Origin of the sequence: Variovorax sp. 160MFSha2.1, from assembly GCF_048305075.1 — a bacterium.
Lineage (GTDB): Bacteria > Pseudomonadota > Gammaproteobacteria > Burkholderiales > Burkholderiaceae_C > Variovorax > Variovorax guangxiensis.
In genome coordinates this window covers 3,908,662-3,932,765 of record NZ_CP157624.1, presented here as the reverse complement: position 1 = coordinate 3,932,765, position 24,104 = coordinate 3,908,662, and the positions used below count along the sequence as shown (strand labels likewise).

At 68.9% G+C, this 24,104-nt stretch carries 24 protein-coding genes; 5 read left to right on the top strand and 19 right to left on the bottom strand.

The annotated features are described in order from the left end of the window. Positions 1-38: 38 nt before the first annotated feature. From ABL838_RS17855 to ABL838_RS17825, 7 genes are all read right to left on the bottom strand, one after another. Positions 39-830 (bottom strand): class II aldolase/adducin family protein, encoded by a 792-nt coding sequence (locus ABL838_RS17855; protein ID WP_418121338.1) that lies wholly within the window; start codon positions 828-830, stop codon positions 39-41. Between the two features lie 26 nt (positions 831-856). Next, complete coding sequence (tcuB, locus tag ABL838_RS17850) at positions 857-2,083, bottom strand: tricarballylate utilization 4Fe-4S protein TcuB (RefSeq protein ID WP_418121337.1); 1,227 nt, start codon at positions 2,081-2,083, stop codon at positions 857-859. Continuing rightward, positions 2,067-3,494, bottom strand: a complete 1,428-nt coding sequence (tcuA, locus tag ABL838_RS17845) for an FAD-dependent tricarballylate dehydrogenase TcuA (protein ID WP_418121336.1) — start codon at positions 3,492-3,494, stop codon at positions 2,067-2,069. Before tcuA ends, tcuB begins: the two co-directional genes overlap by 17 nt. Before the next feature lie 77 nt (positions 3,495-3,571). Next, positions 3,572-4,498, bottom strand: coding sequence for a LysR substrate-binding domain-containing protein (locus ABL838_RS17840; RefSeq protein WP_418121335.1), 927 nt, complete (start codon positions 4,496-4,498; stop codon positions 3,572-3,574). A 7-nt stretch (positions 4,499-4,505) separates the two neighbouring features. Then, positions 4,506-5,384 (bottom strand): bile acid:sodium symporter family protein, encoded by an 879-nt coding sequence (locus tag ABL838_RS17835; protein WP_418121334.1) that lies wholly within the window; start codon positions 5,382-5,384, stop codon positions 4,506-4,508. 129 nt (positions 5,385-5,513) lie between these two features. After that, positions 5,514-6,281 (bottom strand): class II aldolase/adducin family protein, encoded by a 768-nt coding sequence (locus ABL838_RS17830; RefSeq protein ID WP_126022123.1) that lies wholly within the window; start codon positions 6,279-6,281, stop codon positions 5,514-5,516. Between the two features lie 158 nt (positions 6,282-6,439). Beyond that, positions 6,440-7,033 (bottom strand): HD domain-containing protein, encoded by a 594-nt coding sequence (locus tag ABL838_RS17825; protein ID WP_369661929.1) that lies wholly within the window; start codon positions 7,031-7,033, stop codon positions 6,440-6,442. Positions 7,034-7,161: 128 nt separating this feature from the next. Here ABL838_RS17825 and ABL838_RS17820 point away from each other — a divergent pair, with 128 nt between their 5' ends. After that, positions 7,162-7,884, top strand: a complete 723-nt coding sequence (locus ABL838_RS17820) for a Crp/Fnr family transcriptional regulator (RefSeq protein WP_418121333.1) — start codon at positions 7,162-7,164, stop codon at positions 7,882-7,884. Between the two features lie 16 nt (positions 7,885-7,900). On the opposite strand, the gene ABL838_RS17815 is transcribed toward ABL838_RS17820, so the two are convergent. The 8 genes from ABL838_RS17815 to ABL838_RS17780 form a co-directional block, all read right to left on the bottom strand. Continuing rightward, on the bottom strand, positions 7,901-9,073 hold the full coding sequence (locus ABL838_RS17815; protein ID WP_418121332.1) for an ABC transporter substrate-binding protein: 1,173 nt from the start codon (positions 9,071-9,073) through the stop codon (positions 7,901-7,903). Between the two features lie 86 nt (positions 9,074-9,159). After that, entirely contained in the window at positions 9,160-11,601 is a 2,442-nt protein-coding gene (locus ABL838_RS17810; protein WP_418121331.1) for an ATP-binding cassette domain-containing protein, read from the bottom strand. Positions 11,602-11,618: 17 nt separating this feature from the next. Then, a complete protein-coding gene (locus tag ABL838_RS17805; RefSeq protein WP_126022128.1) occupies positions 11,619-12,029 on the bottom strand; it encodes a VOC family protein in 411 nt (136 codons plus the stop codon). A 34-nt stretch (positions 12,030-12,063) separates the two neighbouring features. Beyond that, entirely contained in the window at positions 12,064-12,525 is a 462-nt protein-coding gene (locus ABL838_RS17800; RefSeq protein ID WP_126022129.1) for a helix-turn-helix transcriptional regulator, read from the bottom strand. 45 nt (positions 12,526-12,570) lie between these two features. Continuing rightward, positions 12,571-13,338 (bottom strand): tRNA (guanosine(46)-N7)-methyltransferase TrmB, encoded by a 768-nt coding sequence (gene trmB / locus ABL838_RS17795; protein ID WP_418121330.1) that lies wholly within the window; start codon positions 13,336-13,338, stop codon positions 12,571-12,573. Beyond that, the gene (gene gluQRS, locus ABL838_RS17790) at positions 13,338-14,309 is read right to left on the bottom strand and encodes a tRNA glutamyl-Q(34) synthetase GluQRS (protein ID WP_418121329.1); all 972 of its coding nucleotides are present in this window, start codon (positions 14,307-14,309) and stop codon (positions 13,338-13,340) included. Before gluQRS ends, trmB begins: the two co-directional genes overlap by 1 nt. Positions 14,310-14,326: 17 nt before the next feature. Then, on the bottom strand, positions 14,327-15,445 hold the full coding sequence (locus ABL838_RS17785; RefSeq protein WP_418121328.1) for an NAD(P)/FAD-dependent oxidoreductase: 1,119 nt from the start codon (positions 15,443-15,445) through the stop codon (positions 14,327-14,329). A 140-nt stretch (positions 15,446-15,585) separates the two neighbouring features. Further along, a complete protein-coding gene (locus ABL838_RS17780) occupies positions 15,586-16,539 on the bottom strand; it encodes a LysR substrate-binding domain-containing protein (RefSeq protein WP_418121327.1) in 954 nt (317 codons plus the stop codon). 160 nt (positions 16,540-16,699) lie between these two features. On the opposite strand from ABL838_RS17780, the gene ABL838_RS17775 reads away from it, so the two are divergent. The 4 genes from ABL838_RS17775 (at position 16,700) to ABL838_RS17760 (ending at position 19,467) form a co-directional block, all read left to right on the top strand. After that, positions 16,700-17,401 carry a pirin family protein gene (locus ABL838_RS17775; RefSeq protein WP_126023823.1) on the top strand — a complete coding sequence of 234 codons (702 nt, stop codon included), beginning with the start codon at positions 16,700-16,702 and terminating at the stop codon, positions 17,399-17,401. 111 nt (positions 17,402-17,512) lie between these two features. Next, on the top strand, positions 17,513-17,932 hold the full coding sequence (locus ABL838_RS17770) for a DoxX family protein (protein WP_184637278.1): 420 nt from the start codon (positions 17,513-17,515) through the stop codon (positions 17,930-17,932). Positions 17,933-17,968: 36 nt separating this feature from the next. Continuing rightward, positions 17,969-18,520, top strand: a complete 552-nt coding sequence (locus tag ABL838_RS17765) for a flavodoxin family protein (protein ID WP_184637280.1) — start codon at positions 17,969-17,971, stop codon at positions 18,518-18,520. Between the two features lie 23 nt (positions 18,521-18,543). After that, positions 18,544-19,467 carry a pirin family protein gene (locus tag ABL838_RS17760; protein WP_418121326.1) on the top strand — a complete coding sequence of 308 codons (924 nt, stop codon included), beginning with the start codon at positions 18,544-18,546 and terminating at the stop codon, positions 19,465-19,467. Between the two features lie 89 nt (positions 19,468-19,556). On the opposite strand, the gene ABL838_RS17755 is transcribed toward ABL838_RS17760, so the two are convergent. From ABL838_RS17755 to ABL838_RS17740, 4 genes are all read right to left on the bottom strand, one after another. Further along, positions 19,557-21,125, bottom strand: a complete 1,569-nt coding sequence (locus ABL838_RS17755) for a tripartite tricarboxylate transporter permease (RefSeq protein WP_418121325.1) — start codon at positions 21,123-21,125, stop codon at positions 19,557-19,559. A gap of 4 nt (positions 21,126-21,129) precedes the next feature. Further along, entirely contained in the window at positions 21,130-21,660 is a 531-nt protein-coding gene (locus ABL838_RS17750; protein WP_418121324.1) for a tripartite tricarboxylate transporter TctB family protein, read from the bottom strand. Between the two features lie 154 nt (positions 21,661-21,814). Beyond that, on the bottom strand, positions 21,815-23,404 hold the full coding sequence (locus tag ABL838_RS17745; protein WP_418121323.1) for a sensor histidine kinase: 1,590 nt from the start codon (positions 23,402-23,404) through the stop codon (positions 21,815-21,817). Next, positions 23,355-24,071, bottom strand: a complete 717-nt coding sequence (locus ABL838_RS17740; RefSeq protein ID WP_418121322.1) for a response regulator — start codon at positions 24,069-24,071, stop codon at positions 23,355-23,357. The genes ABL838_RS17745 and ABL838_RS17740 overlap by 50 nt, the downstream gene beginning before the upstream one ends. Positions 24,072-24,104 lie beyond the last annotated feature (33 nt).

Genomic DNA, 24,104 nt, shown 5'->3' with positions numbered 1-24,104 from the left:
TTGTGTGTCCTCGTGGGAGTGGGCGAAGCGGTGGCGGCTCAGTCGCGGAAGCCCGGGTCCATGCGATCGAGCTTGCGCAGCAGCGCAGGCCATTCCATGAGCCCGTAGGGCCGGCGCGTGCCGGGCTGATAGTTGTTCCAGGTCTCTTCCAGGATGTTCTGCGGCACCGCCTTTAGCGGCGTGTTGCACGACATCGCGCCGATCTGCGCGCGGCAGGCCAGCTCCAGCCGGTGCATCCAGTTGAAGGCCTCGCCCACGCTGCGGCCCACCACCAGCGCGCCGTGGTTGCGGAAGATCACCGCCTCGCTCTCGCCCAGGTCGGCCAGCAGCGAGGCCTGCTCCTCGGTGTTCAGCACCACGCCCTGGTAGTCGTGGTAGCCGATCTTCAGGAAGCGCATGGCGGTCTGCGTGAGCGGCAGCAGGCCGCATTCGAGCGACGAGACCGCCATCGACGCCCAGCTGTGCGTGTGGATCACGCAGGCCACGTCGGGCCGCGCGGCGTGCACCGCGCTGTGGATCACGTAGCCGGCCTTGTTGATGCCGTAGTCCAGTTCGCCGAAGTCGGGCTTCGACAGGATGTTGCCGTCCTGGTCGACCTTGATGAGGCAGGAGGCGGTGATCTCCTCGTACATCATCCCGTAGGGGTTGATGAGGAAGGCGCCTTTCTCGCCCGGCACGTGCGAGGAGATGTGGTTGGCCATCATGTCGGACATGCCGTAGAGGTCCACCAGCCGGTAGCAGGCGGCGAGGTCGACGCGGGCCTGCCATTCGGCTTCGGAGCAGCGCTCCTTCATCGATGGAATCCGGAGCACGCCGGGTTGTTGTGTCATGGGTCTTTTCCTTCGCGGGTGGGTGTTCAGTCGGCGCCCAGGCGCAGGCGGCCGGGCAGTCGTTTCTCGATGGCGAACTTCAGCAGGGCGGCGCAGCGGAAGACGCCGTGCGCGAACTTGCCGTAGGGCAGCGTGAGGAACAGCGCCATCACCACGCCCAGGTGCACCGCCAGCAGCAGCGCCATGAAGCGGGTGTCGCGCCAGGCCAGCAGCGCGAGGCCGGTGAGGCTGGTGAGCAGCAGCAGGGCGATGAAGCCCCGGTCCATCGGGCGCTGCGCGGTGTCGCCATGCGCCGGGTCGCGCCGCAGGTTCAGCCACAGCAGGCCGGCCGGCCCGATCAGCAGGCCGATGCCGCCGGCCGTGCCCAGCAGCACCGGCAGGCTGGTGAGCGCATAGGGCGCATGCAGGCCGAGCAGGTAGTGATAGAGCGTCGCCACGCAGGTCGATGCGAAGCACAGCATGAAGCCGTAGAAGGTGAAGTGATGGAAGCGCCTGCGCCACAGGGTGAAGCGGTCGCTCTCGTTGTTGCAACCTTCGCCGTGGCCGCCGTCGAGATACTTCAGGCGCAACGCGTCGCGCGCTGCTTCGGCGCCGGCGGGGCCGCGCACGCCGGGCAGGTCCGGCGTGTTCTGCGAGTCGTTCGCCGGCGACACCTCGCGCCAGAAGCGCCGCACGCCCATGGCCAGCGCGAGCATCACGAAGAGGAACACCGCCCCGAACACCAGCGCGAGCAGGTTGTGCGGAAAGATCGCGTAGAAGTCGCCCGCCATCGGCTCGTGCAGCAGCGAGCCCGAGAGCGCCACCGCCAACACCAGGAAGAGCGCCAGCCCGCCGGCCAGCGCGAGCGCTACCGTGAGGCCCGCCCTGCGGTACAGCATGCCCATGGCGCGCGGCCAGGCGTAGTCGCTGTACGTTTGCATGCGGACCTGCGCCATGGCCCGCGGCACGTTCACCGCGAACTCGTGCGGTGGCGCGTACTGGCAGGCATGCAGACAGGCGCCGCAGTTGTGGCAGAGGTTGGCGAGGTAGTGCGTGTCGGCCTTGTTGCCGAAGTCGAGCCGGCGCGTCATGGCCGGGAACACGGCGCAGAAGCCTTCGCAATAGCGGCAGGCGTTGCAGATCTGCAGGATGCGCGCGACTTCGCCTTCGCCCGCGGTCAGCGGCAGCGCGGGGGCGATGGGGATCACGCGGTGCGCGGGCGTGCCCTCGGCATCGGCCCGTGCGCGCGCGACGAGGTCAGTGAGCTGCTGCAAGCGCGGCCTCCTTGTCGTTCTTCGTGGAGGCCCGCGCGGCTTTCGCCGCCTGCGTGCCCGCGATGCGGCCGAAGGCCGTTCCGATGCTCATGCCGACGCCCGCCGTGTAGCCTTTGCCGAGCACGTTGCCGGCCATCATCTCGCCGGCCACGAAGAGGTTGGGGCTGGGCCTGCCGCCGAAGCGGACAGCCGCGGTTTCGTCCACCTTCAGGCCCAGGTAGGTGAAGGTGATGCCGGGTCGCAGCGGATAGGCATGAAAGGGTGCCGTGTCGATAGGGCGCGCCCAGTGCGTCTTGGCTGGGGCCAGGCCTTCGGTGTGGCAGTCGTCCAGTGCGGTGTGGTCGAAGCGGCCGACGCGGCAGGCGGCGTTGTAGTCCTCCACGGTGCGCACGAAGGTGGTTTCGTCCAGGCCGATCTTGCGCGCCAGCTCGCCGAGCGTGGCGGCCTGCGTGCCGGGAAACACCGGTGGCATGAAGCGCCCGACCGCCTTCTGATCGATGACCGACCAGGCGATCTGCCCAGGCTGCTGCGCCACCAGCCGGCCCCAGATGGCGTAGCGCTTGGGCCAGAAGTCCTCGCCCTCGTCGTAGAAGCGCCTGGCTTCGCGGTTGACCACCACGCCCAGCGACACGCAGTCTATGCGCGTACAGATGCCGCCGTCGTACAGCGGCGCGCGCGCGTCGATGGCTACCATGTGGCCTTGCGACGGATCGCCGATGCTGTCGGCGCCCGCTTCGATCATGTGCCTGAGCAGCACGCCCTGGTTGAAGCGCGTGCCGCGGATCAGGAAGTTGTCGGCCGGCCACTCGCCGCGCTCGTTCTGCCCCCACGCTTCGCGCAGCCACTCGCGGTTCGATTCGAAGCCGCCGGCTGCCAGCACGCAGCTCTTCGCTTCGATGCGTTCGCCGGCTTCGGTGCGCACGGCCACGAAGCGGTCGCCGTCGAGTTCCACCGAGGCCACGGGCGTGTCGTAGCGGATGCGCACGCCGAGCCTTTCGGCGCTGCGGAAATAGGCGTTCACCAGCGCCTTGCCGCCACCCATGAAGAAGGCGTTGGTGCGCGCCACGTGCAGCGCGCCCGACAGAGGCGGCTGGAAGTGCACGCCGTGGCTGCGCATCCAGTCGCGGCAGTTCGACGAGGCGCGGATCACCAGGCGCGCGAGGCGCTCGTCGGTGAGGCCGCCGGTCACCTTCAGCAGGTCCTGCCAGTACTCCTCTTCAGGGTAGGCATCGACCAGCACGTCCTGCGGCGCATCGTGCATGCAGCGCAGGTTGCGCGTGTGCTGCGAATTGCCGCCGCGCCAGGCCTTGGGCGAGGCTTCGAGCAGCAGCACCGATGCGCCAGCCTCGCGTGCCATGAGCGCGGCGCACAGCGCGGCATTGCCGCCGCCAACAACTAGAACATCCGTCAATCGTGGGTCTCCGTGGGAACCGGGAGACTCTAGGCACGCAGGCCTTCACGCGAAAGGCCGGATCGGGCAACGGGTGTTCACGTTTCGAGAAGACTGGCGCCGGCCCAGCGGCCCTCGCGCACCAGGGCGCGTGCCGTGTCGGCCACCACCACGCGCGTGGCCAGCGCGGCGGGGGAGAGTTCGTCGTCCGACAGGCTCACGAGCAGGTTGCGGCGGCCCACGTGGGCGTCGGCGATCTGGGTGAGCTGAAGGTCGTCACGGTCGTGCCGCGCGGTGGCCGCGCCGGGCTGGATGGTGGCGCCGTGGCCCGCGCGCACCGCGTCCATCAGCAGCGCGAGACCGTCGACCTCGGCCACGATGTTCGGCGCGATGCGTGCCCGCGCGAAGGCGGCCATCAGCGTGGCGCGCAGGCCGTGACTGCCGCTGGGCAGGATCAGCGGCAGCCCGGCCAGCTGCGCGAGCCGCACGCGGGCCCCGGTCGGGCGCTGCGCCAGCGCGGGCGATGCGATGACGAAGAGCTTCTCGGCCAGGAGCGGCGTCACGCTCCAGCGCCGTGGCGTGTCGGTCTGGAACAGCACGGCAAGGTCGAGCTGCCTGGCCTGCAGCATGCTGGTGAGATGGCCCGAGAGCGCTTCGACCATGTGCAGGCGTACGTCGGGGTAGCGCTCTCGCATGGCTCGCATCAGCGGCACGCCGAGCACCGTGGCGGTGGTGGGGGCGAGGCCCACGCTCACGTGGCCCGACAGCCGCGCCTGCTGCGCCGCGAGCACCGCGTCGTCGGCATGGCGCAGCACCAGCTGGGCCTGGTGCAGGAAGGCCACGCCGGCGTCGGTGGGCACCACGCCGCTGGAGCTGCGCTGCAGCAGCCGGGTGGCCAGCTCGCCCTCGAGCCGGCTGATCTGCTGGCTCAGCGCCGAGGTGACGACGCCCAGTTCGACCGCGGCGCGGCCCATGCTGCGAAGCTCGCAGACCTTGACGAAGTAGCGCAGTTGCCGGAGTTCCATCCGCCGATCATCGCGCAGGCGCGGTGGCCGGCGCCGGGCGGCGCAGCAGCAGCCATCCGAAGAGCGGGGCGGTGATGTACATCACCACCGAGTAGATGGCCGCCGGCAGCGCCAGCTGGAAGCTGCCCAGCACGCTCACCGCGATGAAGATCGCCAGCGTGGAGTTGTGGATGCCGATCTCGTAGCTGATGGCGGTGGCCAGCGGCTTGTCGAGCCCGGCGGCGCGGCTGAGGTAGTAGCCCGCCAGCAGGCTCAGCAGGTTGAACAGCAGCACCGGCACGCCGATCTGCGCGAAGGTGGTCGTGATGGTCTTCCACTCGTTGGCGATGGCCAGCACCGTCACCACCGCCAGCACCACGCCGCTGAAGATCTTGGTGGGCTTTTCCATGCGCGCCGCGAAGCCGGGCCGTCGCGAGGCGACGAACATGCCGAGCGCCACCGGCACCAGCACGATGGCGATCACCTCCACCAGCTTGCGCGTCTGCAGCGGCACCACCTGGCCGCCCTGCGCGAAATGGCCGATGGCCCAGTTCGCGATGAGCGGCAGCGTGACGATGGAAAGCAGCGTGTTCACGGCCGTGAGCGAGATGTTCATCGCCACGTTGCCGCCGAACAGGTGCGAGAACAGGTTGGCCGAGATGCCGCCCGGCGAGGCCGCCAGCAGCATCAGCCCGACCGCGAACACCGGCGGCAGGCCGAAGCCCACGATGATCGCGTAGCAGGCCAGCGGCAGGCCGATCACCTGCAGCGCGAGCGCTATGGCAACGGCCTTTGGGTGCTTGAAGAGCCTCTTGAAGTCGGCGGGCGAAAGCGAGAGGCCGAGCCCGAACAATACCAGCGCGAGCGCGCCGAACAGGAAGCGGGTGACGATGACGGTACTGTCCATGGGGTTTGTCTCCTCGTTGGCTCTTGCTTTTCTTGTAGTTGTCGTGGTGCGAGCGATGAACAAAAAAATGGCCACCGGCACCTGTCGCGCAGGCGCTGGCAGCCGTGGAAACCGGGAGCGACGAAGCTCTTATTGCTTGTAGCTGTCGTCGATGCGGTCGAGCTTGCGGATCAGCGACGGCCAGACGAACTGCCCGCCCAGGCCGCCGGTCTGCACCTTCATGGCCTGGCCCACGCCTTCCACGATGCGCGGGTCCACGTGCGTGAGTTCGCCGCCGCCCGATTGCGCCGCGATCTGGATCTGGCAGGTGGCCTCGAAGGTGTACATCGAAAGAAAGGCGTCGGCAATGGTCTTGCCGCAGGTCAGCAGGCCGTGGTTGCGCAGCATGAGGAAGTTGGCGCTGCCCATGTCGGCCTGCAGGCGCGGCTTCTCGTCGTCGCGGAAGGCCACGCCCTCGTAGTCATGATAGGCCAGCGAGGCCAGCACGAAGGTCGATTGCTGGCTGATGGGCAGCACGCCGTTCTTCTGCGCGCTCACGGCGATGCCGGCGCGGGTGTGGGTGTGCAGCACGCACTGGATGTCTTCGCGCGCCGCGTGCACCGCGCTGTGGATCACGAAGCCCGCCGGGTTCACCGGGTAGGGCGAGTCGATGACCTTGTTGCACTGCTGGTCGACCTTCACCAGGCTCGACGCGGTGATCTCGTCGAACATCAGGCCGTAGGGGTTGATCAGGAAGTGGTGTTCGGGGCCGGGAATGCGCGCGCTGATGTGCGTGAAGACCAGGTCGCTCCAGCCGTGCAGCGCCACGAGGCGGTAGCAGGCGGCGAGGTCGACGCGAAGCTGCCACTCCTCGGCGGAGACGAGCTTCTGGATTTCGGGTTGGGCGAAGGCGTTCATGTTGGGGTGTCCTTTTGAGGGAGGAGAAAGCGGGCAGCCGAACGCAGAGGTCGCGAAGGTTACGCAGAAGTCGCAGAAGGAAAACAGGAAATGGTTTCTGGTTTTCTCTGCGACTTCTGCGTAGCTTTTGTCTTCCTTCTGCGTTCGGCTGTCCGACTTCAGGCGGCCTCTGCAGCAGGCTGCAGCGCCGATTTGTAGATGCTCTGCTTCGGCTGCGCCATCACGCGGCGCAGCATGGGTTCGAACTCGCTGATGGGCAGCGTCTCGGCCCTGGGGTCGAAGGCGGGGTTGTCGTAGAGCGCGCAGAACTCGGCCGTGCGCTCGTAGTGCGGATGGCCCTTGAAGTTGTCGCGCATGTCGCGGTCCAGGCCGATGTGGTGGAAGAAGTAGTGGCCCTGGAAGATGCCGTGGTTCTGCACCATCCAGTGGTTGGCCTCGCTCACGAAGGGCTTGAGGATGGCCGCGGCGATGTCGGGGTGGTTGAAGCTGCCGAGCGTGTCGCCGATATCGTGCAGCAGCGCGCACACCACGTACTCCTCGTCGCGGCCGTCGCGCAGCGCGCGGGTGGCGGTCTGCAGCGAGTGGGTGTAGCGGTCGACCGGGAAGCCGCCGTAGTCGCCTTCGAGGATCTGCAGGTGCCTGATCACGCGTGCGGGCAGGCCGCCCGCGAACTGCATGAATTCGCCACCGATCAGCTGCCAGTCTTCGCGCGTGCTTTCCTGCATGCTCTTGAAACTTGCGCGTGCGTTCATCGCCGGAGTCTCCGTTCTTGTGTCCTGTGGGGAGCTGGTCACTGTATGCCTGCGCTTGACCATGAACTGTCAAGAATTTGACAATGCAGGGTTCTGGTAAACCCCCGTTCCACCGTCATTCCCCCGTCATGGCCGCTTCTGCGAAACCGCGCCTTTCCGCCGCCCACCGCGCCGCGCTGGAGGGCAACCCGTGGTTCCTGAGCATGCCGCGCGCGCAACGCGAGGCGCTGGTGGGCGCGGCCGAACTGCACCACGTGCGCCGCGGCGCGATGGTGTTCCGCCAGGGCGATCCCATCCACGCCACGGATGGCGGCTTCTACGGGCTGGTGGCGGGCTCCATCAAGGTCTCGTCGCTGCGCCAGGACGGGCGCGAGGCCATCCTCGCGGTGCTGGAGCCGGGCAACTGGTTCGGCGAGATCACGCTGATCGACGGCTCGCCGCGCACCCACGACGCCACCGCGCTGGAGGCGCTCGACCTGCTGGTGGTGCCGCCCGCGGCCTTCGCGGTGCTGATGCGCGACGTGGTGTTCTCCAACGCCATCGCCGCGATGCTGGCGGCGCGCGTGCGCATGCTCTACGGCCTCGCGGAGGATGCCACTCTGCGCAGCCTGCGTGCCCGCGTGGCGCACCGGCTGCTGGTGCTTGCGCGCGGCGATGCCACGCAGTCGGTGCAGCTGCGCCACGAGCTGCAGCTGCCGCAGGAGGCATTGGCCATGATGCTCGGCGTGACGCGCCAGACCCTATCGAAGGAGCTCAACGCGCTGGCGTCCGAGGGTGTGCTCTCGCTGGGCTACGGGCGCATCGAACTGCGTTCGCTCGACGCGCTGCGCGCGCTCGTGAGCACCGGCTAGGAGGGCAGGCGGCCGGCTACCTCAGCACCCGGCCGTCGGCCGAGATGCTGATCAGGTCGATGTTGCGCACGCTGTCGCGCAGGCCCGGGCGCAGGTTGATGCGAAAGCCACCGACGTCGTAGTCGGTCATGCCCGACATCACGCGCATGAGGGCGGCCGTGTTGAAGCCCCGGCCGGCTCGCTTCACTGCCTCGCCGGCGGCCTTGGCCGCGATGAAGCCCTCCAGGCCCTCGTACGAAGCGGTCTGGTCGGAGTTGTCGACGGCCGCGAGGTACTCCTTGACGATCGGAATGGCCGAGGGCCGCGGCGAGGGCACCACCTGCGAGATCACGATGCCGCCGATGTCCTTGCCGAGCGCGGCGTAGAGCGGGTCGATACCGACGATGGAGAAGGCCATGAAGCTGCCCGCGTAGCCGCTCTTGCGCAGCTTGCGAATGGCGTTGGCCGTGGTGCCCGAGAGCGACACCAGCACGATGGCCTGCGGCGACTGCTTCTGCACTTCCTTCAGCGCCGCGTCGAGCTTGTCGCCGTTGGCGGGCACCAGCGCGGTCGCGACCAGCGGCGTGAGCTTGAGTTCACTGATGGCCTGTTCCACGGCCGCCAGGCCTGCGCGGCCCATGGCGTCGTCGTCGCCCACCAGCGCCACGCGCGTCTGCCCGACGGTGGCGCATTGCTTCACGATCTTCAGGGCCTCGTCGATCATGCCGGGGCGTACATGGAACACGTTCTGGTGCTCCGCGCCGCGCAGCGTGTCGGAGGCCGCGAATGGCGCGAACAGCAGGCTGCCCTGCTGCGTGGCGACGTTGGCGCCGGCCTCGCTGCTGGCCGTGCCGACGAAGCCGAAGAGCATGTCGGCCTTGTCGTTGGTCAGAAGGGTGCGCGCGTTGGCTGCCGCGCGCGCCGCGTCGTAGCCGTCGTCGAGCTGCAGCAGCTTGAGCTGCAGGCCGCTGGCCGCGTTGCGGTCGTTGAAGGCGCTCACCGCGAGGCGGCTGCCGGCGGCGAAGGCATTGCCGATCTCGGAGGCGCTGCCCGTCAGCGGCACCGACTGCCCCAGCAGCACGACGCGCGCCCCGGCTGCCGCCGCCCCCGTCCGCGCCGTCTGCGCCATGACGGGATGGACCATGCCGATGCTGCTACCCAGCATCAGCGCGCCTGCCTTGCCCAACCATTCCCTGCGTGACGTGTTCATTGGACACCTTCTTTCACATTAGTAAAAAAGTGTAGCAATATCGGGGCCAGGGTGGAAGGCGGCCTGACGCGGGGGAGGGTTTTGGATCAGCCTCCCTTGACGTAGCTGGCGAGGTGCTTGCCGGTGAGCGTGGCGCGCCTGGCGACGAGGTCCGCGGGCGTGCCCTCGAACACGACCCGCCCGCCCTCGTGTCCCGCGCCGGGGCCGAGGTCGATGAGCCAGTCGGCATGCGCCATCACGGCCTGGTGGTGCTCGACCACGATGACCGACTTGCCCGAATCCACCAGCCTGTCGAGCAGGCCCAGCAGCTGCGCCACGTCGGCCAGGTGCAGGCCGGCGGTGGGCTCGTCGAGCACGTAGATGTCGCCCTTCTCGGCCATCTGCGTGGCCAGCTTCAGCCGCTGCCGCTCGCCGCCCGAGAGCGTGGTGAGCGGCTGCCCGAGCCGCAGGTAGCCCAGCCCCACGTCGGCCAGCCGCTGCAGGATGGCCTGCGCGGTCGGCGTGCGCGCCTTGCCTTCGCCGAAGAAGGCGAGGGCCTCGTCCACCGGCATCGCCAGCACCTCGGCGATGTCGCGCCCGCCGAAGCGGTACTCCAGCACCGAGGCCTGGAATCGCTTGCCGCCGCACTCCTCGCAGGGGGTGGCCACGCCGGCCATCATTGCGAGGTCGGTGTAGATCACGCCCGCGCCGTTGCAGGTGGGGCAGGCGCCTTCGGAGTTGGCGCTGAAGAGCGCCGGCTTCACGCCGTTGGCCTTGGCGAAGGCGTTGCGGATCGGGTCGAGCAGCCCGGTGTAGGTGGCCGGGTTGCTGCGCCGCGAGCCGCGGATCGCGCTCTGGTCGATGCTCACCACGCCCGCGCCGGGCGGGATCGAGCCATGCACCAGCGAGCTCTTGCCGGAGCCTGCCACGCCGGTGACCACAGCGAGTACGCCGAGCGGAATGTCGACGTTCACCTTGCGCAGGTTGTGCGTGGCCGCGCCGCGTATCTCGAGCTTGCCGGTCGGCTCGCGAACCTTCTTCTTCAGCGTCGCGCGGTCGTCCAGGTGCCGGCCCGTGACCGTGCCGCTGCCGCGCAGCCCCTCGACGCTGCCCTCGAAGCACACGCTGCCGCCGGCCGAGCCCGCGCCCGGCCCGAGGTCGACGACGTGGTCGGCGATGGCGATGACCTCCGGCTTGTGCTCGACCACCAGCACCGTGTTGCCCTTGTCGCGCAGCCGCAGCAGCAGCTCGTTCATGCGCTGTATGTCGTGCGGATGCAGGCCGGTGGTGGGCTCGTCGAACACGTAGGTCACGTCGGTGAGCGAGGAGCCGAGGTGGCGGATCATCTTCGTGCGCTGCGCCTCGCCGCCCGACAGCGTGCCCGAGGGCCGGTCGAGCGAGAGGTACCCCAGCCCGATCTCCACGAAGGAATCGAGGCTCGCCGCCAGCGCCGTGAGCAGCGGTGCCACCGACGGCTCCTTCAGGCCGCGCACCCACGCGGCGAGATCGCTGATCTGCATCGCGCAGGCGTCGGCGATGTTGATGCCCTTGATCTTCGAGGAGCGCGCCGGCGCGGCGAGCCGCGTGCCCTCGCATTCGGGGCAGGTGGAGAAGGTCACCACGCGCTCCACGAAGGCGCGCACATGCGGCTGCATCGCTTCCACGTCCTTCGATAGAAAGGACTTCTGGAGCGTCGGTATCAGCCCCGCGTAGGTGAGGTTGATGCCGTCCACCTTGATCTTGGTCGGCTCCTTGTAGAGCAGGTCGTGCAGCTCGTTCTTGGTGAACTTGCGGATGGGCTTGTCGGCGTCGAAGAAGCCGCAGCCCCGGAAGATGCGGCCGTACCAGCCTTCCATGCTATAGCCGGGAATGGTGAGCGCACCTTCGTTGAGCGACCTGGCGTCGTCGTAGAGCTGCGACAGGTCGAAGTCGGTGACGGCACCGCGGCCCTCGCAGCGCGGGCACATGCCGCCGATGCGGTTGAAGGTCTCCTTCACCGTCTTCGTCTTCGAGCCGCGCTCGACGGTGATCGCACCCGCCGCACTGACCGAAGGCACGTTGAAGGCGAAGGCACCCGGCGGCCCGATGTGCGGCTTGCCCAGCCGGCTGAAGAGAATGCGCAGCATCGCGTTGGCGTCGGTGACCGTGCCCACGGTGGAGCGCGGGTCGGCACCCAGGCGCTGCTGGTCGACGATGATCGCGGTGGTCAGCCCGTCCAGCACGTCGACGTCCGGCCGCGCCAGCGTGGGCATGAAGCCCTGCACGAAGGCGCTGTAGGTCTCGTTGATGAGCCGTTGCGACTCGGCCGCGATGGTGCTGAACACCAGCGAACTCTTGCCCGAACCCGAGACGCCGGTGAACACCGTCAGCCTGCGCTTCGGTATCTCGATGCTGATGTCCTTCAGGTTGTTCTCGCGCGCGCCGTGCACGCGGATCATGTCGTGGCTGTCTGCGGCGTGCTGCGTGGACGGTGCCGCTTTCGTGGTCGTTTTTGCGGTCGTCTTCGCGGTCGTTTTGGGGGGCGTTTTCTTCGCGGCCTTCGTGCTCATCGGTTCGCCTCTGCGCCTCAGCCCTGCTGCTGGATGCGGATCAGGCTGCCCGCGGGGTCGCGGACCGCGCAGTCGCGCACGCCGTAGGGCTGGTCGGTCGGCTCCTGGACGATCTCGGTGTCGCTGGCCTGCAGCTTCGCGAAGGTGCCTTCGAGATCGGGCGTGGCCAGCAGGATGGCGGCGTAGGTGCCCTTGGCCATCATCTCGGCAATGGTGCGGCGCTCCTCGTCGGTGATGCCGGGGTAGGCTGCCGGCGGCGCGAGCACGATGGAGACTGCGGGCTGGCCCTTGGGGCCGACGGTGATCCAGCGCATGCCGCCGTATCCCACGTCGTTGCGGACCTCGAAGCCGAGCAGGTCGCGGTAGAAGGCGAGCGACGCCTCGGGGTCGTTGTGCGGCAGGAAACTCGCGTGGATGCTGATGTTCATCGTGATCGCTCCGGTCGGTTGTTTTGAGGAGCGCTCAGTCTAGGTGCGACTGTGCGGCCGGCGCTTCTCGATTCCTGATCGGTCGCGTGACCTGCTTCGCCACGCAGGACGGCATGCCCTCGGTCTGCTGCGCGGCATCGCGCTTGTAGGCGCTGGGCGACATGCCCACCAGCTCGGTGAAGCGGGTGCTGAAGGTGCCCAGCGACGAGCAGCCGACCTCGAAGCAGACCTCGGTGACGCTGAGGTCGCCCCGGCGCAGCAGCGCCATCGCGCGCTCGATGCGCCGGGTCATCAAATAGGAGTAGGGAGCCTCGCCGTACGCGAGCTTGAACTGGCGGCTCAGGTGGCCCGCCGACATGTGCACGCCGAAGGCGAGGGCCTCGACGTCCAGCGGCTGTGCGTATTCGCGGTCGATGCGGTCACGAACGCGGCGCAGCCGGGCGAGGTCGCGCAGGTGCAGTTGCTCGGCGTCGGTCTTGTTGCTGCTGCTGGTCATCCGCGGGATCGTGCCATGCCGCAACGGCAGGCTCAACCCGGCAGCTCAGGCGGTCCGCTCGAACACCAGGTCCCACACCCCGTGGCCCAGCTTGATGCCGCGGTTCTCGAACTTGGTCAGCGGGCGGTACTCGGGCTTGGGCGCGTAGCCCTCGGCGGTGTTGCGCAGCAGCGGCTCGCCCGACAGCACTTCGAGCATCTGCTCGGCGTAGGGCTGCCAGTCGGTGGCGCAGTGGATGTAGCCGCCGGGGCGCAGGTGCTGCGCGAGCTTGGTCACGAACCCGGGCTGGATCAGGCGGCGCTTGTTGTGGCGCTTCTTGTGCCACGGGTCCGGGAAGAACACGTGCACGCCGGCCAGCGTGCCGGGCTGCAGCATGTGGTCGAGCACGTCGACCGCGTCGTGCGCGCAGATGCGGATATTTGACAGGGATTGCTCGCCGATGCGCTTGAGCAGCGCGCCCACGCCGGGCTCGTGCACCTCGCAGCAGAAGAAATTGGTGTCGGGCAGCACCGTCGCGATGTGCGCGGTGGCCTCGCCCATGCCGAAGCCGATTTCCAGCACCGTCGGGCCGGCGCGGCCGCCGAAGGCGGCGGTCAGGTCGAGCGGCTCGGGCTTGTAGGGCACGAGGTAGAGCGGCCCCAGCTCGGAGAAGGCGCGCGCCTGGCCCTCGGTGGTGCGGCCGCCGCGCTTGACGAAGCTCTTGAGGCGGCGGTGCAGCGGATGGGGCTTGCCGGTGCCGTCGCTGGCACCGTCGTCGGTGCCCTCGTCATTGCCGGGCGGGAGTTCGTTGGACACGGTATCGGAAAGATTCATCACGGCCGCGAATTGTAGAGAGCGCGCCATTCGGGCACCCAGCCGGCCAGCGCCGCCGGGCAATCCGAGGCCGTGGCGGGGCCCAGGCCCAGCACCCGCGCCGCCGCATCGAGCGCCGCCAGCGCGGCCGCCGGCGAGCCGGTGTCGATGGAGGTGGCGCCGTTCTGCTTGGAGAGCTTGTCGCCGTCGGCGCCGCGCACCAGCGGCGTGTGCAGGTAGGTAGGCGTGGGAAAGCCCAGCGCGCGCTGCAGCAGGATCTGGCGCGCGGTGTTGTCGGTGAGGTCCTCGCCGCGCACCACGTCGGTCACGCCCTGTTCGGCATCGTCGACCACCACCGCGAGCTGGTAGGCCCAGGGGCCGTCGGCGCGGCGCAGCACGAAGTCGCCGACCTCGCGGCTCACGTTCTGGCACTGGCGGCCGAGGCGGCGGTCGGTGAAGCAGAGCTCGCCGCCGGTGCCTGCGTCGTGGCCGTCTTCTTCCTTTTCCTCCCAGGGCACGCCGGGCGTGGGCGGAAGGTCGGCTTCGAACTTCTCGGTGGCGAAGCGCCAGGCGCGCGCGGGCTTGCCATGCAGCCCGTCGCGGCAGGTGCCGGGGTACACGCGCTCGCCGTGGCGCTCATGCCGCTGGCCGAGCCGGGCGAGCGCAGCGTTGATGTCCTTGCGCGAGCAGCCGCAGGGGTAAGCCAGGCCGCGCGCCTTGAGCCGGGCCAGCGCGGCCTCGTAGCGGTCGGTGCGCCGGGTCTGCCACACGGGCGGCTCGTCGGGCAGCAGGGCGCACTCGGCCAGCTGCTGGAGGATGTGCTCGCCCATGCCGGGCAGGCAGCGCTCGGTGTCGGCGTCCTCGATACGTACCAGCCAGCGCGCCTGCGGGCCGCGCGCGCGCACGTCGAGCCAGCTCGCGAGCGCGGCCACCAGCGAGCCCGCGTGCAGCGGGCCGGTGGGCGAGGGCGCGAAGCGGCCGGTCTCTCTCATCTCCCTGTGGCGTTGCCTCAGAGCACGTCGAGCGCGAGCGACAGGCCCGAGAGGAAGGCGTCTTCCACGCGGTGGCCGGTGCACCAGTCGCCCGCGATGCCGATGCGGGCCTTGGCGTCCCACAGGTGGGTGGTGCCCACGGGCACCTGCGTCTGCGCTTCGTTCCAGCAGATGGCCTGGGCGTGCGCGGGCGTGGCGTGGATGCCGGTGATCTCGGCGAAGGCGCGCAGCAGCTTGGCTTCCACGCGCGAGGGCGCGTCGCGCAGGTGCTCCTGCGACCAGGCCGCGCTGGCCTGCAGCGTCCACCGCTCGATGGGCTCGCGTCCGGGCTTGGACGACTCGCGCGCCAACCAGGCCACGCGGTGGTGGGTGCTGCGCGCCGCGTTCCACTGCGGGCCGAGGTGCGACATGTCGGGCTGGTTGGCCTGGGGGAAGGCGATCATCAGCGTCCAGCAGGGCGCGATGGTCACGGATTCGATCTTGCGGGCCAGCGTGGCGGAGAGCTTGCCGCCATCGCCCAGCAGCGCGCGGGCGCCGGCCGGCGGCACGGCCAGCAGCACGGCGTCGAAGCCCGAATACACATGCTGCGAATCGTCGGAACCGGCGGAGCGCAGTTGCCAGCGCTTCGCGTCGAGCGCGTCGGGCTCGATCTGCGTGACGCGCGTGCCGGTGACGAGGCTGTCGCCCAGCGGCGCGGCCCAGCGGGCCACCAGCGAATCCATGCCGGGCTGGGCCACCCAGTGCGGCTCGAGGGAAGGCAGCGCGGCCTCGGCCACGCGGCCGTGCGCGTCGAGCACGCGCACGAGGTTGGCGCTCCAGCGCTTGCACACGCCGGGGGCATTCTCCAGCGCCAGGGCAAAGCGCGGGTCGCGCACGGTGAAATACTGGGCACCGCTGTCGAAGCGGCCGAAGGCGGTGTCCACGCTCGCCATGCGCCCGCCGGCGGCGTCGCTGCGTTCGAACAGCGTGACCTTGTGGCCGGCCTGCACCAGCGTTCTCGCGCAGGCCACCCCGGCAATGCCGGCGCCGACAACGGCGAAATGGCGGGGGGAGCGCGGCTGGCCCGGGCCGGCAGGGGTTCGGTGACGGTCGGCGGCGGCCTTGGCCGGCTTCTTTGCAGTTGCGCGAGTGCTCATGACGGACTCTCTTCTTCTGGATGGAATGCGGATGGATGTGTCTGCACTCTACATCGGTCCGGCAGGCGCTCCGCCTGAGGGCACACCCTTAGCGGCGGCGAGCGATCCTCGGCAATACTGATCGGCTCCTTCATCGAGTTCTATCGGCCCCTGTGCCGTTCGAGCAGCGCGCGCCGCGTGCCCTCGTGCTCGAACTGGGCCAGCCACCATTCGAGCGCGCGCCCCGGCTTGCCGGCGCTGCGCACCCGCCATGCACAGTGCAGCGAACCCAGCGGCGGCTTGCGCTCCGTCTTCAGCTCGACCAGGTGGCCGGCCTCGATGTACGGCCGCGCCATCGGCTCGGGCAGGAAGCCGCCGCCCAGCCCGTGCAACTGCGCCGCGATCTTGGCCTGCATGCTCGGCACGGTGAGCACGTCCTGCCCACCCACGAGGTGCACCGTGAGGCCCGGCGCCTGGCGGGCCGAGTCGGCCGCTGCCACCGCCCGGTACTGCCGCATCACCGCGTCGCTCAGCGGCTGCGTGGCGCGCGCCAGCGGATGGTGCGGCGCCACCGCGTAGACGAAGCTCAGCTCGCCGATCGGCCGGCTTCGGATGCCGGTGGTGGTGAAGGCCAGGCTCGCGGCGTCGAGCACCGCGCCGATGGCGAGGTCGGCCTCGCCGGTGGTCAGCGCCTCGATGGTGCCCATCAGCGTCTCGTCGCGCAGCTTCAGCCGCGTGGGCGGCTCCAGCGCGAAGAAGGCGGTGGCCAGGTCGAGCAGCGGGTCGCGCGCGATCACGCTGTCGACCGCGATGGTCAGCATCGGCTCCCAGCCGGTGGCCACGCGCTTGACGCGATTGGCCACCGCGTCGATCTCGCCCAGCAGCCGCTCGGCCTCGCGCAGCAGCTCGGCGCCGGCTTCGGTCAGGCGGGCCTGGCGGGCGCTGCGGTCGAACAGCAGCACGTCGAGCGCGTCCTCGATCTGGCGCACCCGGTAGCTCAGGGCGCTGGGCACCAGGTTCAGCGCCCGGGCGGCGGCGGCGAAGCTGCCGGTGGCGGCCACGGTCTGGAGCATGGCGAGGGAGTCGGGGGTCAGCACGTCTCTGGGGCTGGGCATGGCGGCTCCATTGATCAAAATATTTGAATAGTGCCATCAAACCGCGGCGCCTTTCCGAAGGGGGCGGCGGCCCAAAATTCTTCACATCCGCTGCGCATCCGGCGCGGCATACGAAAGAAGCCCGAGCACCCCGACGGGGCAGGGCAGAAGGAGTCCGACCATGTTGCAAGTCCGTAAATCCCAGGAACGCGGTTACGCCGATCACGGCTGGCTGCGCTCGTTCCACAGCTTTTCCTTTGCCAACTACTACGACCCGGCCCACATGGGCTTCGGCAACCTGCGCGTGATCAACGAAGACCGCGTGGCGGCGGGCGCTGGCTTCGGCACCCACGGCCACAAGGACATGGAGATCATCAGCTACGTGCTTTCGGGCGAGCTGGCGCACAAGGACAGCATGGGCAACGTGGAGAGCATTCCTCCCGGCGACGTCCAGCGCATGAGCGCGGGCCGCGGCGTGATGCACAGCGAGTTCAACCACAAGGCTGACCAGACCACGCACTTCCTGCAGATCTGGATCCTGCCGAAGGAGCGCGGCGTCGAGCCCGGCTACGAGCAGAAGAAATTCAGCGACGCCGAGAAGCGAGGCAAGCTGCGCCTGGTGGCTTCGCCCGAGGGCAGCGAAGGCTCGGTGAAGGTGAACGCCGACGCGAGCCTGTATGCCGGCCTCTTCGACGGCGATGAAAAGGCCAGCCTCGCGCTCGACCCGAAGCGCAAGAGCTATGTGCACCTGGTGCGCGGCGAGCTCGAAGTGAACGGCCAGAAGCTCTCAGGCGGCGATGCCGCGATGCTCGAAGGCGAATCGCAGGTGACGCTGGGCGCGGGCAAGGACGCCGAAGTGCTGGTGTTCGACCTGGCCGCCTGATCTTTCTCCCCCTTGCCGGGCGCTGGCCGCCCGGCTTTTTTCATTTCTCTCTCTCTCTCTCTCTCTCTCTCTCTCTCTATCCAATCCAGCCAAACCGAGGAGCTTTCAACCATGGCAACCGCAAACACCGCACCGAATCCCGCACAAGACACTCTGGCCCTCGTCGGCCGCATCCTTATCGCCTACCTGTTCATTCCCGCCGGCATCGGCAAGCTGATGGGCTTCGGCGGTACCGTCGGCTACATCACTTCCGCAGGCCTGCCGATGCCCGAGGTGGCGGCGGCGATCGCGATCATCGTGGAGCTGGGCCTGGGCATCGCGCTGCTGCTGGGCTTCAAGACCCGCTGGACCGCGATCGTGATGGCGATCTTCACCGTGGCGACTGCGCTGTTCTTCCACAAGTACTGGTCGGCGCCCGAGGCCATGAAAATGATGCAGCAGATCAACTTCAACAAGAACATCGCGATCGCCGGCGGCCTGTTGGCTCTGGCCGCCTTCGGCCCCGGCCGCTTCAGCATCGACAAGCGCTGATCGCGACATCACCATCACCGACAGGAGCACCATCACATGGCAAACATCGTCGTCGTCTTCCATTCCGGCTACGGCCACACACAGCGCGTGGCGCAGGCCGTGGCCGACGGCGCGGGCGCGCAGCTGCTCGCCATCGACGCGGACGGCAACCTGCCCGACGGCGGCTGGGAGCTGCTGGCCGCGGCCGACGCGATCATCTTCGGCTCGCCGACCTACATGGGCGGCGTGAGCTGGCAGTTCAAGAAGTTCGCCGACGCCTCTTCGAAGGTCTGGTACACGCAGGGCTGGAAGGACAAGCTCTTCGCCGGCTTCACCAACAGCGCCACCATGAACGGCGACAAGGTCACGACCATGACCTACCTGTGGACGCTCGCGATGCAGCACAGCGGCATCTGGGTCAGCATGGGCATCCTGCCGAGCAACAGCAAGGCCGCCACGCGCGACGCGATGAACTACGTGGGCGGCTACGGCGGTCTGCTGACGCAGTCGCCGTCGGATGCCAGTCCCGCCGAGATGTCCAAGGGCGATTTCGACACGGCCCGCGCATTCGGCGAACGCGTGGGTGAAGTGGCAAGATCCCGCAAATAACCGGACCCCAAGGAGAACCCACGATGACCGACACCGCCCCCGAAACCCGACTGCTCAAGCCGCACGACAAGGACCTCGGAGGCGGCTTCCAGGTCAGGCGCCTGCTGCCCGCGGCGCAGCAGCGCTCGGTCGGGCCTTTCGTGTTCTTCGACCATTTCGGTCCGGCCACCGAGCAGCCGGGCAGCGAGCACGACGTGCGGCCGCATCCGCACATCGGGCTCTCCACGGTCACCTATCTCTTCAAGGGCGCGATGATGCATCGCGACAGCCTGGGCAGCGTGCAGGAGATCCTGCCCGGCGCCATCAACTGGATGACCGCCGGCCGCGGCATCGTGCACTCCGAGCGCAAGCCCGAGCGCCTGAAGGCCGACACCTACGTGAACCACGGCCTGCAGCTTTGGGCCGCGCTGCCGCAGGCGCATGAGGAAATCGAGCCCAGCTTCGAGCACACGCCTGCCGACGCGATTCCCGAGCTGGTGGAGCAGGGCGCGGCGGTGCGCGTGCTGGTGGGCGAGGCCTTCGGCGCGCGCTCGCCGGTCAAGACGCATTCGCAGACCGTGTACCTCGACATCGCGCTGCCCGCGGGCGGACGCTTCGAGCTGCCCCCGCTGGCGCTCGAGCTGGCCGTCTACGCGGTCGATGCCGACCTCGCGGTGAACGGCGAGCCGGTCGCGGTCCACACCATGGCCGTGCTGCCGAACGGGCAGGGCGGCGTGCTTACGGCCGATGCCGCCGTGCGCCTCGTGGTGATCGGCGGCGAGCCGCTCGACGGCCCGCGCTACATCACCTGGAACTTCGTCTCCAGCCGCCGCGAGCGCATCCTCGAAGCCGGCGCCGACTGGGCGGCGCAGCGCATGGGCCACGTGCCCGGCGAGACCGAGTTCATCCCGCTGCCCGGAAAGCCCTTCGGCGTGCGCGAGCCCGACACGGGCACCACGCCGGTCTGAGCCTCCAGCATGCGGCGGTAACGGCAAAGAACAAAGAAAAGGCCCGCGATGCGGGCCTTTCGTCTTCTTGCCGAGGCGGTCGGGGCCGGTTATTTGCCGCCGATCGTCAGGCTCTCCGCAGGCGGTGCGCCATCGGGCGTCTTCGGCAGCTCGAGCACGGCCTTGCGGCTGCCGCGGCCGCGCCATGCGGAGTAGCTCACGCCCAGCAGCAGGAGCGTGCACAGGCCGATGAAGGTGGCGCTGATCGGCCGCGTCACGAACACCGACATGTCGCCGCGCGAGAGCAGCAGGGCGCGGCGGAAGTTCTCCTCCACCATCGGCCCGAGCACGAAGCCCAGCAGGATCGGCGCGACCGAGAACTCCAGCGTCATCAGCACAGCGCCGACGATGCCGAAGACCAGCACTTCCCAGATCTGGAACAGGCTGTTCTGCGTGCTGTACACGCCCGTGGCGATGAAGAACATCGCGGCCGGGAACAGGTACTTGTAGGGCACCTTCAGCAGCTTCACCCACACGCCGATCATCGGCACGTTCAGGATCACGAGGATCACGTTGCCGATCCAGAACGAGGCGATCAGGCCCCAGAAGATGTCCGGATGCTCGGTGATGAGCTGCGGGCCGGGCTGGATGCCCTGGATCAGCAGCGCGCCGAGGATCAGCGCCATCACCGCGTCGCCCGGAATGCCCAGGCTCATCGTCGGGATGAAGTCGACCTGCGTCTTCGAGTGGGCCGAGGCCTCGGGGCCGGCCACGCCTTCGATCATGCCGGTGCCGAACTTGTTCGGCGTCTTCGACACCTTGCGCTCCAGCGCGTAGGCGATGAAGGTGGTGATGGTCGGGCCCGTGCCGGGCATCGCGCCGAACACCGTGCCCACCAGCGTGCCGCGGATCATCGCGGGGAAGGCGCGCTTGAGTTCTTCCCGGCTCGGACGCATGTCGCTGAGCTTGAGCGTGCCGGTGTCGCCGATGGCCTTCATGCGGTTCACGTTGAGCAGGAAGTCGGCAACGCCGAACAGGCCCATCGAGATCGCCACCAGCTCCAGGCCGTCGCTCAGCTCGGGCAGGCCGAAGGCGAAGCGGAAGCTGCCGCTGTTCACGTCGGTGCCGACCACGCCGCACAGCAGGCCGAAGAGCGTCATCGCCACGCCCTTGAGCGGCGAGCCGCGCGACATGGTGGAGCCGGCCAGCAGGCCCAGCAGCATGATCGAGAAGATCTCGGTCGGGCCGAACTTGAACGCGATCTGCACCAGCAGCGGCGAGGCGAAGATCATCACGATGATGCCGACCGAGGCCGCGAAGAACGAGGCGATCATCGTCACCCCGAGCGCAACGCCTCCCTTGCCCTGCTTGGTCATCGGGTATCCGTCCAGACAGGTCACCGCATGCGGCGGGTGCGAGGGCATGTTCATCAGGATGGCGCCGATGGCGCCGCCGTACTGCGAGCCGTAGAAGATGCCGGCCAGCATCAGGATGGCGGGCACCGGATGCATCACGTAGGTGAGCGGCAGCAGGATCGAGATGGCCTGCAGCGCACCCATGCCCGGCAGCACGCCGATCAGGTTGCCCACCAGCACGCCGAAGAAGGACCACAGCAGATTCGAGCCCTGGAAGGCGACGCCGAAGCCGTACCAGAGGTCGTGGAGCGATTGACCGATCATGGCTTCAGGCTCCCCACTGGAACAGGGGCAGCTGAAGCTTCAGCGCCCACCAGAACACCACCACCGCGATGAAGCACATCGCGAGCGACAGCAGCAGCGCCTCGGTCAGCGTGTTGTCGCGGTCGCCCAGCGCCGAGATGAACACGATCGCGAAGGTCGCAGGCAGCAGGCCGCCGTATTCGCCGAAGAGCAGGAAGGCGAGGATGCCGAGGATGATGCAGATGCCGCCACGCAGGTCGGGCATGCCGCCCGGGTGCCCGTGCGAGGCCGCTTCCTCGCTCGCGCCTTCGGCCGATTTTTCGCCGCGCGCGGAGACCGCGATGAGCAGCCCCGTGAGTGCCAGCAGCGCTCCGAGCGCGACGGGGAAGAAGCCCGGGCCCATGTGCGCCAGCTCGCCGACGCGGTAGCCGACACCGGCATACACGGCGGCCAGGCCGACGACGATCAGCAGCGCGCCGCCGTAGTAGTCTTTCTTGAATTTCGAAGCGGGCCGGGGCGCGTGCGAGGCCGGATCTTCACCGAGCTGGTGCTGCATAAGTCTCCTTCGTCTGGAAGGAGCGCAGTCTAGGAATCGAGACTTTCAATCCCCTTTCGGCAGGGGCTCTCGCGGCCTTGCGAGCCGCAAAATACGTGTAATCACGTACCGGCCTATCCGGTGAAACCCTTGCAAAAACGAGCGTGGATGCGGCTCACGAAGCGTGCAGCGGCAGCCTCAGCGTTGCGCGCAATCCGCCGCCGTTGGGACGCTCGGGTGTGTCGGCATTCGAGAGCTCGATCTCGCCGCCGTTGCGCCGCGCATAGCCGCGCGCGATGGTGAGGCCGAGGCCCGCGCCTTGTGCCGCTGCGGTGCCCGTGGCGCTGTCGCGGTTGAAGCGCTCGAACACGCTCTCGCGCCGCTCGGGCGCGATGCCCGGTCCGCTGTCGCACACCTCGGCCAGCGCATGCGTGGCATCGCGCCGCACGGTCACGGTGATGTTGCCGCCGCGCGGCGTGTACTTGATGGCGTTGTGCACGAGGTTGGCAAGCACCTCGTGCAACTCCGCAGCATTGGCTGCGACGGGAAGCACGGGCGTGTCGTCCTCGTCGTCGTCGCTCGATTCATCGCTGCCTTCCGCATCGTCCGTGCCGATGTCGCCGCGCGCGTCGACCCAGCCCAGGTCCTGGTCGTTCTCGCGCGCCAGCGGCAGGTATTGCAGCACCACGCCGCGCGCGATCGCGTTGAGGTCGGCCACTGCAGCCCCTGCCGGCGCGGCTTCGTCGCCCGCGGTGGCATGGGCCAGCGCCAGCAGCTGCTCGCTCAGGCGGCGGGTGCGCGCGAGCTGCACGACGATGGCCTGCAGCGATTCGCGCATGCGCGCCGGATCGGTCTCGCGCACTGCGTAGCCGGCCTGGATCGACAGGATGCTCAGCGGCGTGCGCAGCTGGTGAGAGGCGTCGGCCAGGAACTGCGACTGCTCCGCCACCATGCGCCGGTGGCCCGCGATGTGGTGGTTGACCGCATCGACCAGCGGCGCCACTTCATGCGGCACGCCGCTGGCGTCCAGCGGCGTGAGGTCGTCGCGCGGGCGCTCGCGCAGCGAGCGGCGCAGGCGTTCCAGCGGGCGCAGCGTCCAGGCCACGCCCAGCCACACCAGCAGCGCCATCACCACCACCATGCGCGTGTCGCGCAGGAACTCCTGGCGCAGCGTCTCGGCCTGCGCCTCGGTGCGCGGGCCCGTGCCCTCGGCCGCTTGTACGAGCACGCTGTAGGCCTCGCCGGGATGGACGTTGTCGTACACAGTCTGGCGCAGCGCGGCCACGCGCACCGGGTGCTGCTGGTAGACCGCGTCGTAGAACACCGGCGTGCCGTCGGGCGGGCGGTGCGCCGGGCGGGGCAGGCCGGGCACGCCCATGAGCGTGGTCTCGGGCGAGTTCACATCCAGCGTCCCGCCCTTGGGAATGCGCTGCACTCCGACGTGCAGGTACTTGTAGCGCAGCCGGGTCGACTCGAACATCGCCTGGATCGAGAAGGGCTCCTGCACGCGCACGCTGCCGTCGCTGGCCACCACGATGCCGTTGGCCAGCGCCTGCACGGGCTCCAGCAGGCTCTGGTCGTAGGCGACGACCAGCGAGTCGGTCAGCGCGCGGTAGTCGCTCCAGCTGTCCAGCGCCAGCAGCAGCACCAGGCCCGGCAGCAGCAGCGCGAGCAGGCGCGCGCGGATGCCGAAGCGCTGCGGCCGCGGCTGCTGTTCAGCCGCCGTCGCCGGGGAGGTCGCTGTGGGCTGGGGCTGAGGAACCATCGGCAATGCTCTCCAGCATGTAGCCCAGGCCGCGCACGGTGACGATGCGCACGTCGCTGTCGGCCAGCTTGCGCCGCAGCCGGTGCAGCACCACCTCGATGGCATCGGGGCCGGCGGTGCTGTCGTTGGTGAACACCTTGGCGAAGAGCTGCGACTTGCCCACCGGTGAGCCGCTGCGCAGCAGCAAGGCGGTGAGCGCGGCCTGCTCGCGCGGCGTGAGCGACAGCAGCGTGCCGCGCAGCGTGAATGCGCGGCTCTGGCTGTCGTAGGAGAGCGAGGCGCACTGCAGGCGCGGGTGCTGCTTGCCGCGGCTGCGCCGCACCAGCGCCGAGAGCCGCGCCTCCAGCTCTTCCAGTTCGAAGGGCTTGGTGAGGAAGTCGTCGGCGCCCAGGTTCAGGCCGCGCACCCGGTCTTGCAGAGCACCCTGCGCGGTGAGGATCAGCACCGGCGTGCGGTCGTCCGCCGCACGCATGTCGGCCAGCACGCTCAGGCCGTGCTTGTCGGGCAGGCGCAGGTCGAGCACCACCGCGTCGTACTCGGTGCCGGCCATGAAGGCCTCGGCCGTGCGGGCGTCGGGTGCGTGGTCGGGCACGAAGCCGCTTTGGGTGAGCGCGCGGACCAGCCAGGAGGCCATGTCCAGTTCGTCTTCCACCAGGAGGATGCGCATGGGGCCTGCCGCGTCTCGTTGTCGTCGTTGTTG

Bases quoted from the DNA above. Each gene is read 5' to 3' on its own strand.
- ABL838_RS17855 (WP_418121338.1), bottom strand. From the start codon at position 830: ATGACACAACAACCCGGCGTGCTCCGGATTCCATCGATGAAGGAGCGC.
- ABL838_RS17840 (WP_418121335.1), bottom strand. From the start codon at position 4,498: ATGGAACTCCGGCAACTGCGCTACTTCGTCAAGGTCTGCGAGCTTCGC.
- ABL838_RS17835 (WP_418121334.1), bottom strand. From the start codon at position 5,384: ATGGACAGTACCGTCATCGTCACCCGCTTCCTGTTCGGCGCGCTCGCG.
- ABL838_RS17830 (WP_126022123.1), bottom strand. From the start codon at position 6,281: ATGAACGCCTTCGCCCAACCCGAAATCCAGAAGCTCGTCTCCGCCGAG.
- ABL838_RS17825 (WP_369661929.1), bottom strand. From the start codon at position 7,033: ATGAACGCACGCGCAAGTTTCAAGAGCATGCAGGAAAGCACGCGCGAA.
- ABL838_RS17820 (WP_418121333.1), top strand. From the start codon at position 7,162: ATGGCCGCTTCTGCGAAACCGCGCCTTTCCGCCGCCCACCGCGCCGCG.
- ABL838_RS17815 (WP_418121332.1), bottom strand. From the start codon at position 9,073: ATGAACACGTCACGCAGGGAATGGTTGGGCAAGGCAGGCGCGCTGATG.
- ABL838_RS17810 (WP_418121331.1), bottom strand. From the start codon at position 11,601: ATGAGCACGAAGGCCGCGAAGAAAACGCCCCCCAAAACGACCGCGAAG.
- ABL838_RS17805 (WP_126022128.1), bottom strand. From the start codon at position 12,029: ATGAACATCAGCATCCACGCGAGTTTCCTGCCGCACAACGACCCCGAG.
- ABL838_RS17800 (WP_126022129.1), bottom strand. From the start codon at position 12,525: ATGACCAGCAGCAGCAACAAGACCGACGCCGAGCAACTGCACCTGCGC.
- trmB (WP_418121330.1), bottom strand. From the start codon at position 13,338: ATGAATCTTTCCGATACCGTGTCCAACGAACTCCCGCCCGGCAATGAC.
- gluQRS (WP_418121329.1), bottom strand. From the start codon at position 14,309: ATGAGAGAGACCGGCCGCTTCGCGCCCTCGCCCACCGGCCCGCTGCAC.
- ABL838_RS17785 (WP_418121328.1), bottom strand. From the start codon at position 15,445: ATGAGCACTCGCGCAACTGCAAAGAAGCCGGCCAAGGCCGCCGCCGAC.
- ABL838_RS17780 (WP_418121327.1), bottom strand. From the start codon at position 16,539: ATGCCCAGCCCCAGAGACGTGCTGACCCCCGACTCCCTCGCCATGCTC.
- ABL838_RS17775 (WP_126023823.1), top strand. From the start codon at position 16,700: ATGTTGCAAGTCCGTAAATCCCAGGAACGCGGTTACGCCGATCACGGC.
- ABL838_RS17770 (WP_184637278.1), top strand. From the start codon at position 17,513: ATGGCAACCGCAAACACCGCACCGAATCCCGCACAAGACACTCTGGCC.
- ABL838_RS17765 (WP_184637280.1), top strand. From the start codon at position 17,969: ATGGCAAACATCGTCGTCGTCTTCCATTCCGGCTACGGCCACACACAG.
- ABL838_RS17760 (WP_418121326.1), top strand. From the start codon at position 18,544: ATGACCGACACCGCCCCCGAAACCCGACTGCTCAAGCCGCACGACAAG.
- ABL838_RS17755 (WP_418121325.1), bottom strand. From the start codon at position 21,125: ATGATCGGTCAATCGCTCCACGACCTCTGGTACGGCTTCGGCGTCGCC.
- ABL838_RS17750 (WP_418121324.1), bottom strand. From the start codon at position 21,660: ATGCAGCACCAGCTCGGTGAAGATCCGGCCTCGCACGCGCCCCGGCCC.
- ABL838_RS17745 (WP_418121323.1), bottom strand. From the start codon at position 23,404: ATGGTTCCTCAGCCCCAGCCCACAGCGACCTCCCCGGCGACGGCGGCT.
- ABL838_RS17740 (WP_418121322.1), bottom strand. From the start codon at position 24,071: ATGCGCATCCTCCTGGTGGAAGACGAACTGGACATGGCCTCCTGGCTG.